Raw genomic sequence first — 24,758 nt, 5'->3', positions numbered from 1 at the left:
TAATATTATGAGTATCGATTTAAAAAATGAATTAAAATGTGAGCAAAATCAAAAGGTTAGTGAATATATTAATAAGGTTTTAAACTTAATAGAAAAAGAGGAAATTAATAGTGAGGAAGCGGCTTGGATTACCAAAGAAACCGTTGATGGTTTCCGTGAACACGTAAATCCGGGATTCTTAGAATACCGCAAAACAGTTACGGAAGGCGGCCAATTTGCAGCAGTGGAATGGTCTGATAATGGCTCTTGCTTTAAGGATGTCAATGGCAAAGAATATATCGATTGTCTTGGCGGATTCGGCATCTACAATGTAGGCCATCGCAATCCGAAGGTGGTTAAGGCGGTAACTGACCAATTAAAACGTCAAGCGCTCCATAGTCAGGATTTGCTAGATCCACTTCGTGCAATGCTAGCAAAAATTTTAGCAGATATTACCCCAGGGGATTTAAAATATGCCTTCTTTACAAACAGCGGAACAGAAAGCGTTGAAGCATCCCTGAAACTTGCCAAAATGTACAGCGAGCGGACAACGTTTATCTCTACGACTCGTGCGTTCCATGGGAAAAGTTTAGGCTCGTTGTCAGGTACCGCGAAAGGGATGTTCCGTAAACCCTTCTTACCATTAATCCCGGGCTTCCGTCATGTGCCTTTTGGCGATATTGATATGATGAGAAAAACCTTTGAGGTCTGTGCCTCGGTTGGTGAAGATGTTGCTGCTGTTCTTTTAGAACCGATTCAAGGTGAAGGCGGAATTATTCTTCCACCGGAAAACTACTTAAAGCAAGTTCGTGAACTATGTGATCAATACGGATCCTTGCTTATATTTGATGAAGTACAAACAGGAATGGGCCGAACGGGGAAAATGTTCGCCGCAGAACTGTATGAAGTAGTTCCAGATATTATCTGTCTAGCAAAAGCATTTGGCGGCGGCGTGATGCCAGCTGGGGCTGTTGTAGCTAGTGAAAAGGTATTTAAGAGCTGGTTTGATAATCCATTTATGCATACAACCACCTTTGGCGGTAATCCGTTAGCATGTGCCGCAGCGATTGCTACAATTGGAGTATTAATTGAAGATAAGTTACCAGAGAGAGCAGCGGAAGTGGGGGCCTATTTCCTTGAAGAATTGAAAAAGGCAGCACAAGGCCATGAAGTTAAGGTTCAGGAGATTCGTGGTCAAGGCTTAATGATTGGCATCGAATTCCATCAAGATGAAATTGGATACGAGGTCTCAAAAGGAATGTTTGATAGAGGAATCCTTGTAGCTGGGACGTTAATTAATTCAAAAACCATTCGTATCGAACCAGCATTGACCATAAGCTATAAAGAGGTTAATAAAGTGGTCAGCACCTTCAAAACCGTTTTAGATCATTTAGATGCTTAACGATTTATTTTTTAAAAGGGGGAGCATAGAAGTGGAAAAGAAATATGTCAGGCTCCAAACAGAGATACCCGGACCGAAATCAAGGGAAATTTTGGAGCGAAGAAATAAATTTGTCCCAAAAGGAATCAGCAATAACTGCCATTCCTTTGTTAAAAAGGCACAAGGAGCTCTGGTAGAAGATGTGGACGGTAATTGTTATATTGATTTTGCTGGTGCTATTGGAACGATAAACGTCGGTCACTCTCATCCTAGAGTAGTTAGAGCCCTTCAGGAACAAGCAAGCCAATTTATCCACACTGGCTTTAATGTAATGATGTATGAATCGTATATCGCTTTAGCCGAGCGGCTTTGTCAGCTTGCACCGGGTGACTTTGACAAGCAGGCTGCCTTTTTTAACAGTGGTGCCGAAGCGGTTGAGAACGCGGTAAAGATTGCTAGGAAATACACAAAGCGCCAAGGAATTGTCTCTTTTACAAGGGGGTTCCATGGCCGGACGTTAATGACCATGACGATGACAAGTAAAGTGAAGCCGTATAAGTTCGGCTTTGGACCATTCGCTCCAGAAGTATACAAGGCGCCATACCCATATGCGTACCACCGCCCTGAAGGAATGGATGAACAGCAATATAGTGCTATGATGATCGACCAATTTGAACAATTTTTACTGGCAGAAGTTGCACCTGAAACGATTGCTGCCGTTGTGATGGAACCTGTGCAGGGAGAAGGCGGATTTATAGTGCCTGACACCGCTTTTGTTAAACGGGTCAGAGAAATCTGCACACAGTATGGTATCTTGTTTATAGCCGATGAAATACAAACTGGGTTCGCGCGGACAGGAAAGTACTTTGCAATTGACCATTTTGGGGTGGTACCTGATTTAATTACGATTTCGAAATCAATGGGTGCTGGCGTTCCTATCAGCGGCGTGATTGGCAGGGCAGAAATTATGAATACTGCTGAGGTTGGTGAAATCGGTGGAACCTATGCTGGGAGCCCGCTCGGGTGCAGGGCAGCACTGACAGTATTAGATATTATTGAAAATGAACAGCTAAATGACCGGGCAAGACAAATAGGTGATCGTGTACTTGAAAAGATGAACCTTCTTGCAGAGCGTTTCGAGGGGATTGGTGATGTCCGCGGTCTTGGTGCGATGTGTGCGATGGAAATAGTCAAAAACCGACAATCCAAAACACCAGATAAAGAGGCGACGGGGAAAATTGTAAAAGCTGCTGGAGAACGCGGCCTGATGTTACTAAGTGCTGGGATTTATAGCAATGTGATTCGCCTTCTCATGCCAATTACCATCACTGATGATCAACTCGAAGAAGGTTTGCAAATTATGGAAGAGGCGGTAGAAGCAGTGTATACAAATGATCCTGCCTTATCGGTTGGAGGGGAATAAAAATGGATATTGTAAATAAAAATTATCAAATCTATCCCATGTATATTAATGGGGAATGGGTTGGCAATGATTATGAGGTTTTAACTGAAATAAATAATCCAGCTACAAAAGAAGTAATTGGTGCTGTTCCAACAGGTGGTGCTTATGAAGCAGAGCAAGCAGTGGATGCTGCCTATAAAGCATTTAAACTCTGGTCGAAAAAAACAGCGGATGAGCGCTATCAACTCTTGATGAAATGGTTTTACTTAATTGAGGAAAACAAACATGAAATTGCAAGGATCATGACAATTGAACAAGGTAAACCACTTAAAGAAGCGCTGGGTGAGGTTCAGTATGCAAATGGTTTTATCTCCTGGTATGCCGAAGAAGGGAAACGAGTATATGGTGAGACGATTCCAGCCGCCCATCCAAATAAAAGAATACTAGTTAGAAAAGAACCGGTTGGCGTAATTGCAGCGATTACACCGTGGAACTTCCCGGCGGCCATGATTACGAGAAAAGTAGCACCTGCATTAGCAGCAGGTTGTACGGCTGTTGTGAAGCCTGCAAACCAAACGCCTCTTACAGCATTAAAAATGGCGGAGCTAGCCCAAGAAGCAGGCATTCCTGCAGGGGTGCTGAACGTGATTACTGGAAGGTCGTCAGAAATTGGCGAAGCGTGGCTGAAGGATCCACGCGTAACAAAGATTACCTTTACAGGGTCAACCGAGGTTGGAAAGACGTTAATGCGTGGGGCCGCTGATACTGTCAAAAAGGTTTCCCTCGAGCTTGGTGGGAATGCCCCATTTATTGTAATGGATGATGCAAATTTAGCGAAGGCCGCTGAAGGACTTTTACAATCAAAATTTCGAAATGCTGGTCAAACCTGCATTTGTACAAATCGTGTTTATGTACAGGAAGGGATTGCAGATGAATTTACTAAGCTTTTTCAAGCAGAATTAGAAAAGCTTAAAGTCGGCAACGGACTGGAAGCGGGAACGGATATTGGTCCATTAATTGACCATGCCGCTTATAAAAAAGTAGATGGGCTGGTTAAGGACGCAGTTGAGAAAGGTGGAAAGGTCATTTATAGCGGGCTTACCCCAGCTGAAAATAACGGATATTTCTATGCACCCACAATTTTGACCAATATTAATGATGAGATGGAATGTATGAAAGATGAAATATTTGGCCCACTCGCTCCGATTTCCACTTTTAGTACCGAAGAAGAAGTTATTGAACGGGCTAACAATTCTTGTTACGGATTGGCTGCCTATGTATATACAGAGAATTTAAGCCGTTCCTTTAGGATAACGGAACAACTAGAGTACGGTATTATTGGCCTAAATGATGCCCTGCCTTCAGTCGTTCAAGCCCCATTCGGTGGTTTTAAGGAGAGTGGTCTAGGACGCGAAGGTGGACACTACGGCATTGAAGAGTTTTTAGAAGTAAAATATATATCGATAGGTTTGGATATTTAGTAGACCTTTTTTCATCCAGATACGGACATGACTAAAAGCCAGTGGCACAATCAAAGTATTTCTGAATATTGATTGTTAGCGCTGGCTTTTTTTGGACTTAGGAATGCTTTTTGCTGATTTTATATTTATTTCTCTATTATGAAAATTAATAGTCTTTTTAATAGAATCACTCTACCAATTTAAAAGAAAGGAGGTAGAAAAATGCCTGGGCCGCTCCACCGATTAAAAATTGTCGATTTATCACGTGTGCTAGCCGGTCCTTATTGCACGATGATCTTAGGCGATATGGGCGCAGAAGTAATCAAAATTGAAAGTATCGAAATTGGGGATGAAACACGGGGGTGGGGACCGCCCTTTTTAGAAGGAGAGAGCGCCTATTATTTATGTGCTAATCGTAATAAACAGGGGATTACTTTAAACTTAAAAACCCCTCAGGGCCTTGAAATCTTAAAAAAGCTTGTGAGCGATGCTGATGTGGTTGTCCAAAATTTTAAGCCGGGAACCCTCGACAGATTAGGGTTCGGATATGAGGAAATGAAAAAGGTGAATGAAGGAATTATTTTAGCCTCAATCAGTGGTTTTGGCACTACTGGCCCTTATTCCCATCTTCCAGGTTATGACTATATTATTCAAGCCATGTCAGGTTTGATGAGTATTACAGGTGAAAAGGATGGGCAGCCTGCAAAGGTCGGTGTTGCCATAGCAGATGTACTCACCGGTCTTTTCACCTGTATCGGTATTTTAGGAGCCATCCAGCATCGCAATAGGACTGGAGAGGGGCAAGAGATAGATATTTCATTATTTGATTCCCAGTTGGCTGCGTTAGTGAATGTTGCCAGTAATTTTTTATGCTCTGGGAGGATCCCTGAAAGGCTCGGTAATGCACATCCAAACATAGTTCCATACCAAGTGTTTGCTGCAAACGATGGCGAATTTATCCTTGCTGTTGGAAATGACCGGCAATATAAGAAGCTAGCAATTCTGCTGGAAGATGAAATCCTTTTAAGTGACCAATATAAAAAAAACTCAGGGCGCCTGCAAAAAAAGGATGAACTGGAAAAAGTCATCACGGCAAAATTAAAAACGAAATCAAGGGCAGAGTGGAAAGTGTTACTTGATGAAGCTGGGATCCCGAATGGACCGATTAACAATGTGATGGAGGCTTTGGATTCTGAACAAGCGATCGCAAGGGAAATGGTTGTGAAGATAAAGCATCCAACGATTTCTAACTTAAAACTTGTCGGTTCACCATTAAAGTTTTCAAAATCCCCAATAAAAATCGATAGGCATCCGCCATTGCACAGTGAGCATACAGATGAAATCCTGTTTAAACTGGGTTATTCCAAGCATGAAATCGTAAAAATGAAACAAGATCATATTATCTAGGGGAGGTACTTATTATGAATTTTACTTTATCTGAAGAGCAAAAAAGCGTTAGAAAGGTGGTTCGATCATTTGTAGACCGAGAAATTCTGCCCTATATCAAGGAGTGGGATGAAAAAGGTCATTTTGAAATTAATATTTTAAAAAGATTAGCAGAATTACAGTTAATGGGTGTATGTATTCCTGAGGAATATGGCGGAGTGGGCATGGACTATAATACCCTCGCCATTGTTTGTGAGGAACTAGAACGAGGCGACACGGCCTTCCGGACCGCGGTATCAGTACATACTGGTTTGAACAGTATGACATTATTACAGTGGGGGACTGAGGAGCAGAAACGAAAATACCTTCTTCCACAGGCAGCCGGTAATAAAATAGGAGCCTTTGGATTAACAGAACCGAATGCTGGCTCCGATGTGGCAGCCATGGAAACGACAGCCGTCAAAGATGGAGATTACTATATTTTAAATGGATCAAAAACTTGGATCTCTCTATGTGATGTGGCTGACCACTTTTTAATCTTTGCAAAAACAGACACGAAAGCTGATCATCATGGGATCTCTTGTTTTATTGTAGAACGGTCATTTGCTGGGCTTTCTACTAAAGCCATAAAAGGGAAATTGGGAATTCGGGCAGGAAATACGGGGGAGATATTCTTAGATCATGTCAGGGTTCCAGCAGAGAATTTGTTGGGCTATGAGGGAGAAGGCTTTAAGATTGCCATGTCCGCCCTCGACAATGGCCGCTTTACAGTAGCTGCAGGTGCTTGTGGTACGATTATGGCTTCGCTGGAAGCTAGCGTCAAATATTGTGAGGAGCGGAAGACCTTTGGCAAAGAAATTGGCAAACATCAGCTCGTTCAGCAAATGATTGCAAAAATGTCCGCTAATCTAGAGATTTCACGTTTGCTAGTTTTTAAGGCTGGCTGGCTAAAAAATCAGGGCAAACGGAATACCCAAGAAACGTCTTTAGCCAAGTGGGTTTCCTGTGACGCCGCCTTTGAGGCTGCAAACGATGCGGTTCAAATTCACGGGGCGTACGGCTTCTCCAATGAATTCCCAGTGGAGCGTTATTTACGAAATGCCAAAGCACCTGTAATTTATGAAGGAACAAGAGAAATCCATACCATCATGCAGGGAGAATATGCTCTAGGCTATCGTGAGGATAAACCACTAAGGAAGATGCTTCCAGCCTGGCCGTTTGAAGAAAGTTTAATAAAAGGGTAAATTTATTTAAAAAGAACAAGCCGTACAGTTGGAAAACTGGTACACTGCTTGTTCTTTTACTATTATTGTATTATTAAATAATTTACTTCAAATAAGTTGTCCTACTGTGTTACGATAACGTAATAAAGCAAAGAGGAAATGAGGGTGAGAATTTTTGATTAAAACCATTTTATTTGACGTTGATGGGGTACTATTAAGCGAAGAACACTATTTTGATGCTTCTGCTTTAACTGTTTGGGAAATGCTGATCAGCCCTAATTACTTGGGGCTAGAACCGATGCAGTTTAAAACGGACTATAATGATGAGGAAATTCAGGAAATAAGAGAATTAGTATTTGAAAACGATAAAGTTCTAAAGTTTATGAAATCACGCGGCCTAAACGCCAACTGGGACATGATCTACCTATCATTCAGCCACCAGCTGATCCACCTGCTCTCGCAAATCAAAGATACTGAATTGGAGAAAATTAAAAACTGGTGTCAGGCACCAATCGATCGTGAAACCCTAGTTGAGATGGGAAAGGTGTTAAGTAATTACCATGTGAAACTAGATTTCAGATTGTTTGAGCAGGAGTTTGCACGTTCAGAGGCAACGAAGCAGGAGTTGTTTAGTTATTTGAACGAACTAGCCTCAGAGAAAATGGGGATTGCAACTTCTATTTTTAACAAGGGTGAGCTTTGGTCCGTTTGTGAGCATGTTTCCCAAGAGTGGTATGTGGGGGATGAACATGTCTTCGCTTCGACTGGAAGGCCATCCGTTCAACATGGGAAAAAGGGCTTCTTGGCCAATGAAATAACATTAGCCCCTAGACAAGAAATTGACGAGTTATTCCAATTCCTGAATTCATCAGGATACATGATTGGTATCGGGACAGGCAGACCAGAACTGGAAACTATTCAGCCGTTTCAACATTTAGATTGGTTGAAGCAATTTGATGAAAATCGAATCGTAACCGCTGATGATGTGCTAAAGGCGGAATTAGAGCTGCCAGAACGAATGTCGCTATCGAAGCCCCATCCATTTACATATATCATGGGACTCCTTGGGAAGGAGACACCTATTCAAGCGTGTTTAAATACAAGACTACCGCTTGAAAATGCTGAGACGGTTTTAGTCGTAGGGGACTCCTTGGCCGATCTATTAGCGGCAAGAAAACTTGGCTGTCAGTTTGCAGCTGTTCTAACCGGCCTTTCAGGAAAAGATGCCAGGGGTGACTTTGAAAAACATAAAGCAGACTACATTCTTGATACGGTCCTCGATTTGAAAACGATATTATGATAAATATAGAAAAGGGATTGCCCCGTCGCAATCCCTCAATTCTTATCTATATATTTTCGATCTTCTCTAATTCCACTCGCCCAGGTCCAAATGGATCCACATTCGATAACTCCAGTACTTGTGCTTCTTCAAGTCCATCAATTAATTTTAAGACATGGATGACGTTGGCATTTAATGTTTTGTCCACAGTTAATACCATGATTGCCTCACCGCCTACTTCTGTACGCCCCACCTGCATCGTCCCAATATTGATTTGATGCTCTCCTAAGAGTGAACCAACCTTGCCAATCATTCCTGGAACATCTCGATGTTTGATATATAATAGAAATTTTTCTGGTTTAACGTCAATTCGGTATTGGTTGATTTTTAGAATTCTCGCTCCATACCCGTTTAAGACGGTTGCCCCAATTTTGGCTGTTTCATTATCATTGGAGACACTTAGTTCCATATAATTAGCAAATCCTTTATTTGTTGCATTTTTAACGACATTATACGAAACTCCTTGCTCTTTTAGTAAGTGCAAAGCATTAATTAGATTAACAGAATCGCTTAAATGATAGGACAAGACACCCTTCAACATGGTACGTGTCAACAATTCTGTATCTTCATCAATTAAATCGCCATAATAATTAATTTCTATTTTAGCAGGAGCCTGTTTATTTAATAATTGAATGACAAGTTGCCCCATTTGGTCCCCCAGAAGGAGGTACGGCTGCAGTTTCGCTTGGGTTTCGCCTGACATTTGCGGCATATTCACAGCGTTTTGAATCGATTGAGATTCAAAAATCTCAATGATTTCCGCGCTTACCTCTTGGGCCACTTTTTCCTGTGCTTCAACGGTAGAAGCTCCAAGATGTGGTGTTACAATAATATTTGGATTTTGCAATAATTCTGGGTCGGAAGCAGGCTCTTTTTCAAACACGTCAAGAGCTGCACCTGCAACATGGCCGGACTGAATGGCTCTAACCAGTGCCTTTTCGTCGATCACACCACCACGGGCACAATTGACAAACCGGACACCTTTTTTTGTTTTCCGTAAATAGGCATCATTAATCAGGCCTCTTGTGTTATTAGTAAGAGGTGTATGAATGGTAATAAAATCTGATTCTTGTGCAATTACATCGAGGCTCGCTTTCGCTATTCCCAGCTTTTTTGCTCGTTCTTCGGACAAGTAAGGATCAAATCCTAAAATGTTCATCCCAAAGCTTTTTGCCCGTTTCGACACTTCTGTTCCGATTTTACCCATGCCGATAACGCCAAGAGTTTTTTTGTACAATTCCACACCCTTAAAAGAGTTACGGTCCCATTGTCCCGATACTGTCTTTTGGTGGGCGTGAGGAATTTTCCGTGCCAAGGATAGCATCATTGCTAAGGTATGCTCCGTTGCTGCAATGGTATTGGCACCGGGAGCATTGATGACGATAATCCCTTTTTTCGTTGCCGCATTCACATCAATATTATCGACACCAACACCTGCTCTAGCAATTACACGGAGACGGCCTGCTGCTTTGAGCAGTTCTTCACTTACTTTTGTTTGACTCCGGACAATCAGAGCATCGTATTCTCCAATGATATTTTTTAACTCCTCTGTCGGTAGTGTTGGCTGGCGATCTACGGTAAAATTAGGGTGTTCAATTAAGCTTTTCAATCCTGTGCTGCTAATTCCATCGGTTACAAGTACCTTATACATGCTCGTAATCCTCCTTTAATTCTTTAATTAAAAAACGCCCCTCATAACAGACGGATTTGTCTTGTTATGAGGGACGTGTATCGACGTGTGGTACCACCCTCGTATGCTGGGCCATATTCTTAATGTCGTCTTCGTCATCACTTGTCATGTATAGAATAATGCAATTGATTGAATATTCAAAAATAAACTAAATATAGGGATTATTCTACAACCAAACCTTAAGGATTGTAAAGGGAAAGAAGAAAAAATTAATAAAATTTATGATGAAAAATTTTGTTCAAAAAATGTTATCCTTTTATGACGCGGTGGTAAGCGTTTACACAACGGAGTGCTAGAAACAAATCTATTGTAAAAAAATTCAGAGAATAATATAATGTCTACAATACAAAAACAAATGTGCGTCACACGAGGACATTTGTAGGAGGGGAAAACACATGAAGGCAATCACGATTGGGTTATTAGGTTTAGGTACTGTTGGTTGTGGTGTAGTGAAAATTATCAAAAAAAATCAAGATAAATTGATCCACCAAGTGGGGTGCCCGGTTGTTATTAAAAAGGTCCTTGTTAAGGATATACATAAAAACAGACCCGTAGAAGTAGATACTAAGCTATTAACCTCAAATGCAGATGAAATCCTTTTTGATGATGAAATAGATGTTGTGATCGAGGTAATGGGCGGGCTTCAGGATACCAAAGATTATTTAATTACTGCACTAAGACAAGGCAAGCATGTTGTCACTGCTAATAAGGATTTAATGGCTTTACACGGCTCTGAACTGTTAACAGTTGCTTCTGAATACGGCTGTGATTTGTTTTATGAAGCAAGTGTGGCAGGGGGAATTCCAATTCTAAGAGGATTAGTCGATGGACTTGCCTCTGACCGAATTAAACAACTTATGGGAATTGTAAATGGAACAACCAATTATATACTAACTAAAATGAGTGAAGAAGGCCGTACCTATGAAGAGGTCCTTAAGGAGGCACAAGAGCTTGGTTTTGCTGAAGCCGATCCGACCTCAGATGTAGAAGGACTAGACGCTGCTCGTAAAATGACGATCCTAGCTACATTGGGCTTTTCTATGCATATTGATTTAGAAGATGTCCAAGTTTCAGGGATTTCCAAAGTTACCGATGAAGATTTGCGCTATGGGAAACAATTGGGATATACCATGAAACTAATAGGTTATGCTCATCGTGAAGGGGAGAAGGTTGAGGTTAGTGTCGCACCAACTTTCCTTTCCAATAATCATCCGCTGGCATCTGTTCAAAATGAGTATAATGCCGTTTATGTCTACGGTGAGTCGGTAGGCGAGACTATGTTTTATGGCCCTGGTGCCGGAAGTTTGCCAACAGCAACGGCCATCGTTTCAGACTTAGTTGCGGTAATAAAAAACCTGAGGCTAGGGGTAAATGGAAGAAGTGCGGTGACGCCACAATATCCAAAGCAATTGAAAGATAATAATGAAAAATACTCTAAATACTTTTTAAGAATCCATGTGCAAGATGAAGTGGGTGTTTTCGCTGACATCACCACCATTTTTGCAAAATATGGCGTTAGTTTTGAAAAAATCTTACAGCTTCCTGTTAAGAAAAATGAAACATCAGAAATTGTGCTTGTCACTCACAAAGCATCATTATCCAATTATGATAAAATATTATTAGAATTGAATGATCTCCATGCGGTTAAGGAAATTAAAAGTGCTTATCGAGTGGTGAGAAAAACGTTGTAAGAGGGACAGAATTAGCATAAAAGCAGTCACACAACATAGTCGAGGAGTTGTCCATGGGTGACCCTAAATGATCGTTTTATAATTAAAGTACCAGCTAGTACAGCTAATCTAGGTCCAGGTTTCGATTCAATGGGCCTTGCAGTTGATTTGTATTTAACATTAGAAGTCGAGAAAAGTGACAAGTGGAACATTCAATCAGTTAGTGATGAATTGAAGGACTTCCCAACGGATGAGACCAATTTTATCCTGCAAATTGCCATTAAAACTGCTAGTAAATACGGAGTCAATTTACAGCCATGTCAAATCAAAGTGGCCAGTGATATTCCGTTGGCTCGTGGTTTGGGTTCAAGTGCCGCAGCCATAATTGCAGGGATTGAACTTGCTGATTCAGTAGGAAATATCGGTTTAACTCAGCAAGAAAAATTGCTTATTGCGACAGAAGTGGAAGGACATCCTGACAACGTGGGTGCATCCCTGTTCGGCGGATTATTTATTGGCTCTTATCAGGATAACGAAGTAGACATGCTCAGCATCTCTAACATTTCTTTTGAGATGGTTGCTGTCATTCCAGATGAAATTCTCTTAACGAAGGATTCCCGCGGGGTACTCCCTGCAGAATTATCTCGTGAATGTGCAATCCAAGCCTCTTCAACGGCTAATCTATTGGTTGCAGCTCTCTTAACTCAAAACTGGGGATTAGCAGGGAAAATGATGAGCCAAGACCTTTTTCATCATCCATACCGTAAACCACTTATTCGCGCTTATCAGGAAATAGAAGAAATGGCTAAAGAACTTGGTGCGTTCGGTGTGGCATTAAGTGGTGCAGGACCAACTGTTCTATGTTTTACAGAGAAAGGGAAAGGGAAGGTTGTCGAACGTGGCTTGAAAAGTGAGTTTTCAAGGATGTCTACAAAAATCCTGACGATTGATTATAGTGGAAGCAGTGTTAGCCCAGTGGAGAGATTTGTGAAATAATCTCTCCACTTTTATTTTGAATTTTTTTGAAGAAAATGCTCAAATTCTTGCTTATTTAAAGGCTTACTGAATAAGTAACCCTGCATATATATGCAATCTTTCGATAATAGGAATTCTTTTTGATACTCTTTTTCTACCCCTTCAGCGATTACATGAAGATGGAGACTGCGTGCAAGATTAATAATCGCTTCAGGTATCTCTGAATTAGCGTAATCTTCATGGATATCTTGTATGAATGATTTATCAATTTTTAAGATATTAATCGGTAAATTCTTTAAATAGTTCAAGGAAGAATAACCTGTTCCAAAATCATCAATGGAAATCCTAATCCCCATCTTCTGAAGGCTTTTTAATGATTCGACAATTTCAGAAGAATTATTTAAAAGAATACTTTCCGTAATTTCTATTTCAAAATTGCTTGGCTCTAATTGACTTACAGCTAGAATTCCTTTGACCTGATTTACCATATTGCAAGGTTCTTGAAATTGCCGAGCTGAAAAATTTACTGAAACAGACAGGGGGAGCGAACGTGTTTCGTTCCACTTACTAACCTGTTGACACGCCTCCTTCATGACATATTCCCATAAGGGATGGATTAATCCTGTATCTTCAGCAATCGGTATAAACAAATCGGGAGAGACGTAACCTAATTCTTCATCTTTCCATCTTATGAGGGCTTCCGCTCCAAAAATTACCCCTAATTCAACATTAACCTTCGGTTGATAGTAAACTTCCACACTTCCACTTTCGATTGCCCTCCGTAACCGTGCTTCTAGTTTTGGTCTTTCGATATTCGATTGAATTAATTTTTCCGAATAAACGATGGCTTTGTTTCCCCCCAGCTTTTTAGCTGAGTACATCGCAAGGTCTGCATAAACGATCAGTGTGTCCATATTGTCCGTATGTTCCGGGAACAAACTAATACCGCAGCTGGCACTGAGATAAATCTCGTTTCCATCTAAAAGATATCCCTTTTTTAGATTATTGACGATTTTTACTGCTGCGGACTTTGTTTCCTTAAGACTATGACTTAATAACAAAATAATAAATTCATCGCCGCCTTGCCGGGTAATAATCGCATTATTACTGGATAAACTTGCGTTAATCCGTTCAGCAATGATTTTCAGTATTTCATCCCCTTTGTTATGTCCAAAAGAGTCATTCACATGTTTAAAACGGTCCATATCGATGAATAAAACTGATACGGTTTCACTAGTTTGATTTGCCTGTTGGAAAAATGATTGTAACTTTTCTTGCAAATATCTCCGGTTAAGCAAACCAGTTAATGGGTCGTGATATGCCTGATATTCAATGAGCTCTTTACTTTTGTTTAAATCATTTACGTAATTCTGCAGGTCTTTCGATAAGGCATTCACATTTTCTGTGAGCAAACCTAATTCATCTTTTCTGTTTAGATGCATTATATTTCCAAAGTTACCCTGTGCAATATCATTAACCTGTTCAACAATATACCCAATTGGCTGAGTAATGGAGCGGGAGAAAATTAAACTGATAATAAAGACAATCATCATAACGATAAAGGAGAGAAGAACATGGACCATTAGTTCATGTGTGAGTTCTTTCCTAATGAGTCCATAATCATAAGCAAGTCCAATGACAAATGGTTCTGGTGTGGAATAAACAGGAACGAAGGTTTTCATCAAATTTCTGCCCTGAATATCATCCTTGTAGGATAGTACTCGTTTTGAATTTATCGCCCGTTTAATATAGGAGGCATCAACTTTTTCGTTACGGTACTTATATGAGCCATACCATACTTGTTGGGCGGATATCCGAATATAACTATTCCCGTTTAAATGGACAATTTCTTTCTTTTTACCAAAGTTTTTGGGATTGAAAACAGTGATTTCTAAAACCCCGCGTTCTTTTGTAAAACCTTTAATTACCTTTCCTGGACCAAATCGTCTTTCATAATCTAATACTGCATTGTCACGAAAGTATGGATTAATAATATAGTTCGTTGTCCCATCAAAAAAATAGCCCCATTTATCGGTATGATCTGGATTGGAGGAAGCAACCTCTATCGGACCAGACCAAAAATGGGGAAGGATTAAACCTTTTCCAACAGAAACAGGAGTTAGATTAAATAGCTGCTGGAAGGCATCATACCAATATCCCCAACCCTTTGTGGACATATTAATTTCTTTTGGGTCAGAGGATTTTACTCCAATAATATCATTTCCTGTTTGCGCTAGCAGGGTTATATGTGACACTCTTACTTCCTGGGCCAGTTTTTTTAACTGTTCATTTGTAATATCCTTATAGTTTGGCGGCAGTGCGTGCTTAATCGCCAACGAAGCCGTTCGTAAGTCTTTGCCAAGAATATCTTCAACATACAATGAGCCCTCTCTAATATTTTCAACTTGGAACGACACTTCTTTAGTGATCATATCAATTTCTCTTTCGTTATTTGAAAGCAGCTGATTTTTTGAACGAAGAAAATGAATCGTATTATTCGTTACTAAAATTAAAAATACTAGCAAGCAAAAAATCAGTGGCATCTTTTTTTTGATTGACAATGACACAACACCTCAGGTTAAGCTGTGACCCATAGGATATTACAGGATGAGTCATAACTGTTTTGATAAGAATCGACTCCAAAGACCTTTAACCTTTCAGACCTTCGAGCCATTCTTGATAACATTCATCACACAATGTTTCATCCCTTTCTTTGTTTGAAGAGATAAAGGATACATGGTGCATCTGTCTTTCATCAACATCATTGGTACAATAAAAACACTTTTCAGGCATTGGAATCCTCCTCTAATTTGTTTTAATACAATAGTTTTTTCGTCAATGATTCTTTTGCATAGAAAAAATCTCCACGCATGTTTTAACTTAGTTTGGCACGTATAATATGTTTAAATACAAATAAAAGAAGAAAAGGTGGGAGACTAATGGATTTTATAAATAAAGTGGTCATTGTAACAGGTGCTGCCAATGGGATTGGAAAAGGTATTGCTAGTGCATATGCCACCGCTGGTGCTAAAGTCATCCTGGCAGATGTTGACGAAGAAATAGGTAATTTAACGACGGAAGAGATGCGAAATTGCGGAGGGGACGTTCTATTTGTAAAGACAGATGTTAGAAGAGAAAAAGACATAATTCGGCTTGTAGAAGTAACAAAACAAAAGTATGGAAAAATTGATGTTTTAATTAATAATACAGGCAAAGGGGTATTTAAGTCTCCCCTAGAATTAACAATTGAAGAATGGGATGATGTGATTCATACAAACCTAAGAAGTGCCTTCCTCTGTTCGCGAGAAGTGGCTAAATATATGCGGGAGAATGAATCTGGAGGATCAATTGTCAATATTGCCTCAACACGGGCCATTATGTCAGAGCCTAACTCGGAAGCTTACGCTGCTTCAAAAGGAGGAATTGTTGCGATTACCCATGCTTTGGCTGCATCTTTAAGTGAATATCGAATTACCGTCAATGCTATATCGCCTGGGTGGATACATAATGGTGATAAATCACAATTAACAAAACTCGACCATGAACAGCATTTCTCAAAACGTGTTGGTGAACCAAGTGATATTGCTCGAGCATGTTTGTATCTAACCCATGGTGAAAATAATTTTGTCACAGGGATAAATTTAGTGGTGGATGGGGGAATGACGAAAAAAATGATTTACGAGGAATAGAACAAACAAACTGGGCTCCAGACCGAACAGTCTCAGCCCAGTTTGTGCAAATTGCCGTCGACTAAATGCACGGCACTATCAATAAATAATTTTGATAATAGGGATTGTGTTTTATTAATGTTATAGACTAAATAAAAGTATCTTTCTTCGTCAAATCCACTTATTGCATACATCTTTAGCATGTTGTTGGAAGAATATACTCTTGCCGCGATTTCGGAAATTATCGAAATACCAATGTCTTGGATGACAAACTGAATCAAGCTTTGTCCGCTTTCCGTATAGGCAATGATATTTAATTGCTCCTTATGAATGTTATTCTTTTTAAGAACCCGTTCCAAAAGGGCATTTGTTCCTGAGCTTGAATTACGCATCACAAACGGATAGTTTAAAATATCGCGAATATTTACTGGACCAACCATTTCGTTTTGGTTCGATGTAATTAGGACTAATCTTTCTTTTAAAAGTGGGATAAAGCGAAGTTTTTCATTATCATATTTTTCACCTAATATACCGATATCCACAGAGCCGTTTAACACTTTTTCAGCAACAATTTTTGATGAGGATTGGTTGATATGGAATATTACTTCAGGATATTGTTCCCTAAATTGTTTAACCATGCCTGGAATCATAAATTGCCCTGGGACAGAGCTGGCGGCAATCCGAATCTTCCCCTTCAGATCTGTCATTCCCTCTTTTAAATCGAGCAATGCTTGGTCTTTAATTAATAAGAGTTTAAGGGCCCATTGATACAAACGTTCCCCCTTCGGCGTAAGAATACTCTCTCTTCCCACTCGATCAAAAAGCTTTATATTAAGCATTTTCTCTAATGCCTGAATATGAGAACTAACCGTTGATTGGCTTAAAAATATTTCATCTGCTGCTTTAGAAAAGCTTTTGTGTTCGACCACCTTTGTAAAAACATACAACTGATGTAAATCTATCTTAATCATCCCCTAATATATAAATCGATAATTCACATTGGTAAAATAGATAAAATATTGAAATCATTATATCATCTCCTGTGCATGAAGTAATTTTAGCAATCAAATAAAAAGAAGGAGTGCAGATTTCATCACTCCTTCTTTTACCTTATACAATTAGAGAATGCTTTTCCTCCGCCAGGCATAAATCTAATATCCATGGCCATTTTCCGTGTCCTGACTGTGTATTTATGTGACCTGCATTAGGGATGGTGATGGAAGGAAAGCTAAGATTTGAATAGCTTTTTACATCTGCCCAGCTGCAATACGGATCATTAGTTGAATGGATAAATAATGTATTTTCAGCTGCTTTCTTTAGGTTGTTTCTATCCAAAGGGACAGGGTAGAATGATTTTGCTTCAGTGAGAATGTGATTTGGAGAAGGCGGTGCGACTAAAATCACCCGGTTGGCAATTGGTTTATTTTGAGTAGAAGCATAATGAAGCCATAATAAGCAGCCTAGACTGTGTGTAATGACTGTTAAATTATTTTCCTCTGGGACCATCCGCAGAGCAGTAGTCAATTCCTCCAGCCAAACGCTCTTATTAGGCGAGTCGAAGTTTGTAAAAGTTGGATATTGTACATGATAATTCTTTCTAGTTAATTCATTTGCCAGCCAAGTTTGCCAATGATCAGTTCCACTACCGCCTAATCCATGAATGATTACAAAACTTTGTTGGTTCATTTAATCCCCACCTAATTTTTAATTTTTACTATTCCGATGAAATAAGTTGGTTTTATTGAGATTATAGTTGTTTTAAACGAAAAAGGCAATCAATCTCTCATAATTTATTAATTTTTTGGATAAACAACTGAAAAGTATATTTGCAATTGTATTGATAAACAATCAAAATAAATTGATTGGATAAATAGAAAGTAGGGGTATTTTTGTCAGATTTTTTATCATTAGGTATTTCAGAACCACTCGTGGAAACATTACGTGGTCACGGTATTGCTAAACCAACACCGATTCAACAACAAGCCATTCCATTTGTGATCAATGGTATCGATATCATAGCACAGGCGCAAACAGGAACGGGAAAAACGTTTGCATTCATCCTGCCAATATTAGAAAAAATTAAACGTGAAGCGGAGCATGTCCAGGCATTGATCGTAACGCCAACGAGAGAATTAGCCCTGCAAATAACAGAGGAAATTGAAAAACTAATTTCCAATCTAACAGGTATCGATGTTCTAGCCGTATATGGAGGTCAGGATGTTGATAAACAATTAAAAAAGTTAAAGAGGGGAATGCAGATAGTCGTAGGAACACCCGGGCGACTCTTGGATCATATTAGAAGGGAAACCATTCGTTTATCAGAAATAGATTACCTTGTTTTAGATGAAGCAGACCAAATGCTCCATATTGGGTTTCTCAATGAAGTGGAAGATATTATAAGAGAAACACCAGTAAGCAGGCAAACCATGCTTTTTTCAGCAACCATGCCGGCTGAAATTCGTAAATTAGCAAAAAAGCATATGAGAGATCCAGAATACATTCAAATAGAAAAAACCCAAGGACCTGCTGAAACGGTGAAACAAATAGCGATTCATACGACTGATCGTGGGAAACAAGGCACGCTTATTCAACTAGTAGAAACGTATCGTCCGTTTTTAGCGGTTATTTTCTGCCGGACAAAACGCCGTGTAAGTAAACTGTTTGATGTCCTGAAGGCAAATGGATTTTCTTGCGATGAATTACATGGGGATTTGTCACAGGCGAAGAGAGAACGGGTAATGAAACGGTTTAGGGATGCAGAGGTACAATTGCTCGTTGCGACAGATGTGGCGGCAAGAGGACTTGATGTTGAGGGGGTCACCCATGTGTTTAATTATGATATCCCTCAAGATACGGAAAGCTATGTCCATCGCATTGGCAGAACAGGAAGAGCTGGGATGACTGGTCTGGCAATTACCTTTTATACTTCGATAGATCGACCTATGCTTGAAACAATTGAAGCTGAGCTAAATATCACGATTCCAAAACAAAATATGGGAAATAACAAAGAGGGCAATGAGAGCAAAATAAACGATAATAATGAGCACAGTACTCAAAAAGTGAAACATGGAATTAGAAAAGCAAAACCAAGTACACCACGAAATCGAAACGAATCAGGAAGAAGAGAGAATAGATCAGATCGAAGTGGGGGATTTGAAAGAAGGTCCCATACTAGTAAGCCTGGAAGTAACCGTTCAAAAAGTGGTGCTGGAAGAAAAGGACAAAAATAAATTTCTTAGGAAAAATTCATAAGGATAATGAAAATGGGACTGACGCAATTCAGTCCCATTCTTTTTATATATGATAGGTTTTTCAAATAAGATTACTGTCTAGCTCCAGCGCACTAGCGTTTTTGTAATTTAACCACCAATGTTAATGCCAGTATTAGACTTAACCAAAACTTCTTCATATCTTTTCACATCTGCTTTTTGACTGGAGAAGATCGTTCCAAGGTAACCTGCAATAAATCCTAGTGGAATCGAAACAATTCCAGGAGTTGTATATGGGAACCATGGTTCGCCAACAAAAATGGCTTTTCCAACTTCAGGGCTGAACACATTCGGGCTGACAATCACCAAACCGATGGCTGAAATAAGGCCAACTACCATCGCCCAAATGGCACCAATTGTATTGAAGCGTTTCCAGTAAATAGTATAGAGAATTACCGGAAGATTGGCGCTGGCTGCGACTGCGAACGCGAGTGAAACTAGGAAGGCAACATTTAGGGTTTGTGCCCCTAGAGCTAGAATAATAGAAATAACTGAAACGCCAACCGCTGCCCAGCGGGCCATACCAACTTGCTGCTTCTCTGTTGCTTTTCCTTTTTTCAGGATGACGTTATAGAAATCATGAGCAAATGCAGAGGCGGCTGTCAATACTAGGCCAGCCACAACAGCTAATATTGTCGCAAAAGCAACTGCTGAAATGAAAGCAAATAGCATATTCCCGCCAAGTGCTTGTGCTAAAAGTGGGGCTGCCATATTTCCTGCGGGATTGGCAGATACAATTGCACTGTTACCAACAAAGGCTGCGGCGCCGAAGCCAAGGAAAATGGTCATAACGTAAAAAATCCCAATGATCCATGTGGCATAAACTACCGAAGAACGAGCAGTTTTGGCATCCTTTACCGTAAAGAAACGAACAAGAATATGTGGAAGACCAGCTGTTCCAAGAACCAATCCCATATTTAACGATATAGTATCAAGGCCAATTTTGTATTTTACACCTGGATTTAAGAAGGTTTCCTTTAATGGCGTGGCAGTTTTCATTTGCGCAAACATATCGGTAATACTCCAGTTAAATTTGGCAAAAACAATAATTGAAATAACTAAGGTACCACCCATTAATAGAACAGCTTTTATAATTTGTACCCAACTTGTTGCATGCATACCTCCAAAAATAACGTATACGGTCATAAGGACTCCAACGATTAATACGGATGTGGTATATTCTAAGCCTAATAATAATTTAATAAGTGCACCTGCACCAACAAGCTGTGCAATCATATAAAAAATAGAAATCGTAACCGTGTTCATGGCAGCGAAGCCACGGACCTTTTTAGCATCAAAACGAGCAGCAATCATATCAGCAAATGTATATTTTCCTAGGTTTCTTAGTGGTTCAGCAACTAAATAAAGTACAACCAGATAGGCTACGAGAAAACCAATACTATAAAAGAAACCATCAAAGCCTGTTAAGGCAACTGCACCTGCAATTCCAAGGAACGAAGCAGCAGACATATAATCCCCAGCAATGGCAAGTCCATTTTGCCAGCCAGTTAAACCACCGCCAGCGGTATAGAACTCACTAGCATTCTTTGTTCGTTTTGAAGCGTAGTATGTAATTACTAATGTTACAAAAACGATACAAAGAAACATTGTAAAAGCAGCAGTATTCATTAGTTAGCCCCCTTTTCCTGAATGACTTCATTCGCCAATTCGTCGAATCTTGCTGCTTTTTTCGAATAAATCATACATAAAGCCCAAGTCATGACAAATTGTAAGAAAGCAAAAACCCATGCCCAAGTAATACTGCCGATAAACTTGTGATTTAACACAGTAGAATAAGAAGTTAGTACAGGTAAAGCAAAGTAAAAACAAAAAAAGAATATGGTGACAGGGATGATGAACTTTTTCTTTTCGGAGAGTAATGTTTGAAATGATGAAGACTGGACAATTGAGGTATAATCGCTTTCAGAAAAAGTCTTAGTTTTTTTGGCCTCCATGGAAGGTCCTCCTCTCAAATAAAACCTATTGTTCAAATTGAGGTAAATAAAGACAATGCTGATTGTCGGTGTCTGAGGAAACGATAGATTGAAGCATGTTGAATAACTTAATTAGAGAATTCTCCCTCCTTAAATACAGATTTTTCTAAATTTTTAAATTACATTTATGATTTTATTATAGTGATAAGGTAATATGCAATAGGAAATTAAAAAAAAGGTAAAAATACCCACTAGTGGGCATTTTTACTGTGGTGATGGGGTTATATTAGATGGACCGTTGAAAAAAAAGAAAACCTCTGCAGCGCAAAGGTTTTCGAATAATGGAGAATAGGGGGCTCGAACCCCTGACCTCTTGCATGCCATGCAAGCGCTCTCCCAGCTGAGCTAATCCCCCAGATATTTGGTACAAGAAAAATTATATCTGTATTATTATAATCTTGCAAGAGAAAATTTAAGTAAGGATATAAATTTTTTAACTTATACTTTCAATTTCTACTTTTTGAATACCTTCTAAATTAGAAACAGAGGCATACACATCAGTTGTTTTTTCACGATAGTCAACGGCAACTAATATTTGAACGAGATGGTCGCCATTATCTAAATCCTTAATCTTGAGCCTGCGAACGATATAATTTTTTTCGATTAGGAAGGAAATAGCTTTTTCAATTTGACCTTGATCCCTAATAAATAGTTGCAGCATAATTTCTTTTTCCCTTAATTGTTTCGGCCCAATGATTTTCATTAAAAATGGAACAAATTCAACACTAAGTATAAGTAATGCTACCCCAGCAAATGCTTCTATGAAAAAACCAGCTCCGACTGCAATTCCAATTCCTGCTGCACCCCAGATCATTGCTGCCGTTGTTAAACCAGATATACTATCATTTCCACGTCTTAAGATTACACCTGCACCTAAGAAACCGATCCCTGAAACTATTTGTGCTGCTAAGCGAAGCGGATCCATAGTTATTTTGACATCATCTGAATCAGGAAACATGTACGCTGATTCAATGGATACAATCGTTAACAGACAACTTACAACAGAAATAACTAGGCTTGTTTTGAGGCCTACCGGTTTCCTTTTTAATTCACGTTCAAGACCAATAATAAGACCAAACACTGCAGAAACACCAAGTTTAATTAAAATTTGCATATCGACACTACTCATTTTAAATCACGTCCATTTATACAGTCGTTGACTGAAATTTTGATTCTTGAAAAAATACTGATTACAAAATAAATATAGAATACCTTTCCTTAATTCTACACATAAACAGGTATCTAATGGAAGAAGCATATAAATGTTGTTTGCCTTACTTAGTTAGAAATCAGTTTCGAAAAAAAATCAAAAATTATATTGCAAACATTTATTTATCATGTTATATTAAATCTCGTCCTCATCGAGCGGGTCAACAAGTGAAAAAAGAAATAAAAAAGTTGTTGACACCACGATGTAAGATGTGATAAATTAGTGAAGTCGCTTTCGAGCGATCGATTGAAATTTAAGTGATTTGTTCGCTTATTAGAAATTGTTCTTTGAAAACTAAACAAACAAAATCGTGCAAACAAACAATAAATTTTAGTTTCAGCAATGAAACTAAGCCAACGTAACAAATGAGCTAATCAACTTTCTTGGAGAGTTTGATCCTGGCTCAGGACGAACGCTGGCGGCGTGCCTAATACATGCAAGTCGAGCGAGACTCTTCGGAGTCTAGCGGCGGACGGGTGAGTAACACGTGGGCAACCTGCCTGTATGACTGGGATAACACCGGGAAACCGGTGCTAATACCGGATAATCCTTTTCCTCTCATGAGGAAAAGCTGAAAGTCGGTTTCGGCTGACACTTACAGATGGGCCCGCGGCGCATTAGCTAGTTGGTGAGGTAACGGCTCACCAAGGCAACGATGCGTAGCCGACCTGAGAGGGTGATCGGCCACACTGGGACTGAGACACGGCCCAGACTCCTACGGGAGGCAGCAGTAGGGAATCTTCCACAATGGACGAAAGTCTGATGGAGCAACGCCGCGTGAGCGATGAAGGCCTTCGGGTCGTAAAGCTCTGTTGTTAGGGAAGAACAAGTACCGGAGTAACTGCCGGTACCTTGACGGTACCTAACCAGAAAGCCACGGCTAACTACGTGCCAGCAGCCGCGGTAATACGTAGGTGGCAAGCGTTGTCCGGAATTATTGGGCGTAAAGCGCGCGCAGGCGGTCCTTTAAGTCTGATGTGAAAGCCCACGGCTCAACCGTGGAGGGTCATTGGAAACTGGGGGACTTGAGTGCAGAAGAGGAAAGCGGAATTCCACGTGTAGCGGTGAAATGCGTAGAGATGTGGAGGAACACCAGTGGCGAAGGCGGCTTTCTGGTCTGTAACTGACGCTGAGGCGCGAAAGCGTGGGGAGCAAACAGGATTAGATACCCTGGTAGTCCACGCCGTAAACGATGAGTGCTAAGTGTTAGAGGGTTTCCGCCCTTTAGTGCTGCAGCTAACGCATTAAGCACTCCGCCTGGGGAGTACGGCCGCAAGGCTGAAACTCAAAGGAATTGACGGGGGCCCGCACAAGCGGTGGAGCATGTGGTTTAATTCGAAGCAACGCGAAGAACCTTACCAGGTCTTGACATCCTCTGACACTCCTAGAGATAGGATTTTCCCCTTCGGGGGACAGAGTGACAGGTGGTGCATGGTTGTCGTCAGCTCGTGTCGTGAGATGTTGGGTTAAGTCCCGCAACGAGCGCAACCCTTGATCTTAGTTGCCAGCATTCAGTTGGGCACTCTAAGGTGACTGCCGGTGACAAACCGGAGGAAGGTGGGGATGACGTCAAATCATCATGCCCCTTATGACCTGGGCTACACACGTGCTACAATGGATGGTACAAAGGGCTGCAAGACCGCGAGGTTTAGCCAATCCCATAAAACCATTCTCAGTTCGGATTGCAGGCTGCAACTCGCCTGCATGAAGCCGGAATCGCTAGTAATCGCGGATCAGCATGCCGCGGTGAATACGTTCCCGGGCCTTGTACACACCGCCCGTCACACCACGAGAGTTTGTAACACCCGAAGTCGGTGGGGTAACCGTAAGGAGCCAGCCGCCTAAGGTGGGACAGATGATTGGGGTGAAGTCGTAACAAGGTAGCCGTATCGGAAGGTGCGGCTGGATCACCTCCTTTCTAAGGATAATAGGAAAAGCGGAGGCGACTGTTCAACTTCGACAGACGTTGGAGAGCCGGCACTGCAAATCCCGGTTTTGGATTTGCGGGGACGGATCGAAACGGCCGAGAAGTTAGGAGCCGAAGCTAGACAAGCTGGACCTGTGAGCCAGACAAAACAGTTTGTTCGCGATCTTTGTTTGTTTAGTTTTGAG

At 40.4% G+C, this 24,758-nt stretch carries 18 protein-coding genes, 1 tRNA gene and 1 rRNA gene; 11 read left to right on the top strand and 9 right to left on the bottom strand.

Annotated elements, in window-relative coordinates:
* Positions 1-7: 7 nt before the first annotated feature.
* From AC4QJR_RS22760 to AC4QJR_RS22735, 6 genes are all read left to right on the top strand, one after another.
* Positions 8-1,381: a putrescine aminotransferase gene (locus AC4QJR_RS22760; protein ID WP_496524257.1), complete on the top strand. Its 1,374-nt coding sequence runs from the start codon at positions 8-10 to the stop codon at positions 1,379-1,381.
* A gap of 31 nt (positions 1,382-1,412) precedes the next feature.
* On the top strand, positions 1,413-2,783 hold the full coding sequence (gene gabT, locus AC4QJR_RS22755) for a 4-aminobutyrate--2-oxoglutarate transaminase (protein ID WP_496524256.1): 1,371 nt from the start codon (positions 1,413-1,415) through the stop codon (positions 2,781-2,783).
* Between the two features lie 38 nt (positions 2,784-2,821).
* Entirely contained in the window at positions 2,822-4,243 is a 1,422-nt protein-coding gene (locus AC4QJR_RS22750) for an NAD-dependent succinate-semialdehyde dehydrogenase (protein ID WP_496526725.1), read from the top strand.
* Positions 4,244-4,444: 201 nt separating this feature from the next.
* Positions 4,445-5,629, top strand: coding sequence for a CaiB/BaiF CoA transferase family protein (locus AC4QJR_RS22745; RefSeq protein WP_496524255.1), 1,185 nt, complete (start codon positions 4,445-4,447; stop codon positions 5,627-5,629).
* A gap of 14 nt (positions 5,630-5,643) precedes the next feature.
* On the top strand, positions 5,644-6,852 hold the full coding sequence (locus AC4QJR_RS22740; RefSeq protein WP_496524254.1) for an acyl-CoA dehydrogenase family protein: 1,209 nt from the start codon (positions 5,644-5,646) through the stop codon (positions 6,850-6,852).
* Positions 6,853-7,006: 154 nt separating this feature from the next.
* Positions 7,007-8,131, top strand: a complete 1,125-nt coding sequence (locus AC4QJR_RS22735) for an HAD family hydrolase (protein WP_496524253.1) — start codon at positions 7,007-7,009, stop codon at positions 8,129-8,131.
* Between the two features lie 46 nt (positions 8,132-8,177).
* Here the strand turns inward: AC4QJR_RS22735 and serA are convergent, their stop codons facing one another.
* Positions 8,178-9,821, bottom strand: a complete 1,644-nt coding sequence (gene serA, locus AC4QJR_RS22730) for a phosphoglycerate dehydrogenase (RefSeq protein WP_496524252.1) — start codon at positions 9,819-9,821, stop codon at positions 8,178-8,180.
* Between the two features lie 434 nt (positions 9,822-10,255).
* Between serA and AC4QJR_RS22725 the strand changes: the two genes are divergently transcribed.
* Both AC4QJR_RS22725 and thrB read left to right on the top strand, forming a co-directional pair.
* The gene (locus tag AC4QJR_RS22725; protein ID WP_496524251.1) at positions 10,256-11,551 is read left to right on the top strand and encodes a homoserine dehydrogenase; all 1,296 of its coding nucleotides are present in this window, start codon (positions 10,256-10,258) and stop codon (positions 11,549-11,551) included.
* A 57-nt stretch (positions 11,552-11,608) separates the two neighbouring features.
* On the top strand, positions 11,609-12,526 hold the full coding sequence (gene thrB / locus AC4QJR_RS22720; protein WP_496524250.1) for a homoserine kinase: 918 nt from the start codon (positions 11,609-11,611) through the stop codon (positions 12,524-12,526).
* 11 nt (positions 12,527-12,537) lie between these two features.
* On the opposite strand, the gene AC4QJR_RS22715 is transcribed toward thrB, so the two are convergent.
* The gene (locus AC4QJR_RS22715; protein ID WP_496524249.1) at positions 12,538-15,066 is read right to left on the bottom strand and encodes a putative bifunctional diguanylate cyclase/phosphodiesterase; all 2,529 of its coding nucleotides are present in this window, start codon (positions 15,064-15,066) and stop codon (positions 12,538-12,540) included.
* A gap of 88 nt (positions 15,067-15,154) precedes the next feature.
* On the bottom strand, positions 15,155-15,298 hold the full coding sequence (locus AC4QJR_RS22710; protein ID WP_180230054.1) for a hypothetical protein: 144 nt from the start codon (positions 15,296-15,298) through the stop codon (positions 15,155-15,157).
* 146 nt (positions 15,299-15,444) lie between these two features.
* On the opposite strand from AC4QJR_RS22710, the gene AC4QJR_RS22705 reads away from it, so the two are divergent.
* The gene (locus tag AC4QJR_RS22705; protein ID WP_496524248.1) at positions 15,445-16,194 is read left to right on the top strand and encodes a glucose 1-dehydrogenase; all 750 of its coding nucleotides are present in this window, start codon (positions 15,445-15,447) and stop codon (positions 16,192-16,194) included.
* Between the two features lie 32 nt (positions 16,195-16,226).
* On the opposite strand, the gene AC4QJR_RS22700 is transcribed toward AC4QJR_RS22705, so the two are convergent.
* The gene (locus AC4QJR_RS22700) at positions 16,227-17,144 is read right to left on the bottom strand and encodes a selenium metabolism-associated LysR family transcriptional regulator (protein ID WP_496524247.1); all 918 of its coding nucleotides are present in this window, start codon (positions 17,142-17,144) and stop codon (positions 16,227-16,229) included.
* 139 nt (positions 17,145-17,283) lie between these two features.
* On the bottom strand, positions 17,284-17,859 hold the full coding sequence (locus tag AC4QJR_RS22695; protein ID WP_496524246.1) for an RBBP9/YdeN family alpha/beta hydrolase: 576 nt from the start codon (positions 17,857-17,859) through the stop codon (positions 17,284-17,286).
* Between the two features lie 203 nt (positions 17,860-18,062).
* On the opposite strand from AC4QJR_RS22695, the gene AC4QJR_RS22690 reads away from it, so the two are divergent.
* Positions 18,063-19,403 carry a DEAD/DEAH box helicase gene (locus tag AC4QJR_RS22690; RefSeq protein WP_496524245.1) on the top strand — a complete coding sequence of 447 codons (1,341 nt, stop codon included), beginning with the start codon at positions 18,063-18,065 and terminating at the stop codon, positions 19,401-19,403.
* Positions 19,404-19,532: 129 nt separating this feature from the next.
* Here AC4QJR_RS22690 and AC4QJR_RS22685 read toward each other — a convergent pair whose 3' ends face one another.
* The 4 genes from AC4QJR_RS22685 to AC4QJR_RS22670 all read right to left on the bottom strand — a co-directional run bounded on the left by AC4QJR_RS22685 (position 19,533) and on the right by AC4QJR_RS22670 (position 22,565).
* Complete coding sequence (locus tag AC4QJR_RS22685) at positions 19,533-21,071, bottom strand: solute symporter family protein (protein WP_496524244.1); 1,539 nt, start codon at positions 21,069-21,071, stop codon at positions 19,533-19,535.
* Positions 21,071-21,397, bottom strand: coding sequence for a DUF485 domain-containing protein (locus AC4QJR_RS22680; RefSeq protein WP_375376607.1), 327 nt, complete (start codon positions 21,395-21,397; stop codon positions 21,071-21,073). The genes AC4QJR_RS22685 and AC4QJR_RS22680 overlap by 1 nt, the downstream gene beginning before the upstream one ends.
* Positions 21,398-21,718: 321 nt before the next feature.
* Positions 21,719-21,791: transfer RNA gene (locus tag AC4QJR_RS22675), tRNA-Ala, on the bottom strand.
* 78 nt (positions 21,792-21,869) lie between these two features.
* Entirely contained in the window at positions 21,870-22,565 is a 696-nt protein-coding gene (locus tag AC4QJR_RS22670; RefSeq protein ID WP_375376608.1) for an MgtC/SapB family protein, read from the bottom strand.
* A 461-nt stretch (positions 22,566-23,026) separates the two neighbouring features.
* Between AC4QJR_RS22670 and AC4QJR_RS22665 the strand changes: the two genes are divergently transcribed.
* A 16S ribosomal RNA gene (locus tag AC4QJR_RS22665) occupies positions 23,027-24,564 on the top strand.
* Positions 24,565-24,758 lie beyond the last annotated feature (194 nt).

The organism is Neobacillus sp. BP17, from assembly GCF_059579525.1.
Note: the sequence above shows the minus strand (reverse complement) of the source record. Positions and strands in the feature narration are given on the sequence as shown.

What these genes read in the sequence shown, in the direction of transcription:
- AC4QJR_RS22760 (WP_496524257.1), top strand. Translation starts at nt 8, where the DNA reads ATGAGTATCGATTTAAAAAATGAATTAAAATGTGAGCAAAATCAAAAG.
- AC4QJR_RS22750 (WP_496526725.1), top strand. Translation starts at nt 2,822, where the DNA reads ATGTATATTAATGGGGAATGGGTTGGCAATGATTATGAGGTTTTAACT.
- AC4QJR_RS22745 (WP_496524255.1), top strand. Translation starts at nt 4,445, where the DNA reads ATGCCTGGGCCGCTCCACCGATTAAAAATTGTCGATTTATCACGTGTG.
- AC4QJR_RS22740 (WP_496524254.1), top strand. Translation starts at nt 5,644, where the DNA reads ATGAATTTTACTTTATCTGAAGAGCAAAAAAGCGTTAGAAAGGTGGTT.
- serA (WP_496524252.1), bottom strand. Translation starts at nt 9,821, where the DNA reads ATGTATAAGGTACTTGTAACCGATGGAATTAGCAGCACAGGATTGAAA.
- AC4QJR_RS22725 (WP_496524251.1), top strand. Translation starts at nt 10,256, where the DNA reads ATGAAGGCAATCACGATTGGGTTATTAGGTTTAGGTACTGTTGGTTGT.
- AC4QJR_RS22710 (WP_180230054.1), bottom strand. Translation starts at nt 15,298, where the DNA reads ATGCCTGAAAAGTGTTTTTATTGTACCAATGATGTTGATGAAAGACAG.
- AC4QJR_RS22705 (WP_496524248.1), top strand. Translation starts at nt 15,445, where the DNA reads ATGGATTTTATAAATAAAGTGGTCATTGTAACAGGTGCTGCCAATGGG.
- AC4QJR_RS22700 (WP_496524247.1), bottom strand. Translation starts at nt 17,144, where the DNA reads ATGATTAAGATAGATTTACATCAGTTGTATGTTTTTACAAAGGTGGTC.
- AC4QJR_RS22695 (WP_496524246.1), bottom strand. Translation starts at nt 17,859, where the DNA reads ATGAACCAACAAAGTTTTGTAATCATTCATGGATTAGGCGGTAGTGGA.
- AC4QJR_RS22685 (WP_496524244.1), bottom strand. Translation starts at nt 21,071, where the DNA reads ATGAATACTGCTGCTTTTACAATGTTTCTTTGTATCGTTTTTGTAACA.
- AC4QJR_RS22680 (WP_375376607.1), bottom strand. Translation starts at nt 21,397, where the DNA reads ATGGAGGCCAAAAAAACTAAGACTTTTTCTGAAAGCGATTATACCTCA.
- AC4QJR_RS22670 (WP_375376608.1), bottom strand. Translation starts at nt 22,565, where the DNA reads ATGAGTAGTGTCGATATGCAAATTTTAATTAAACTTGGTGTTTCTGCA.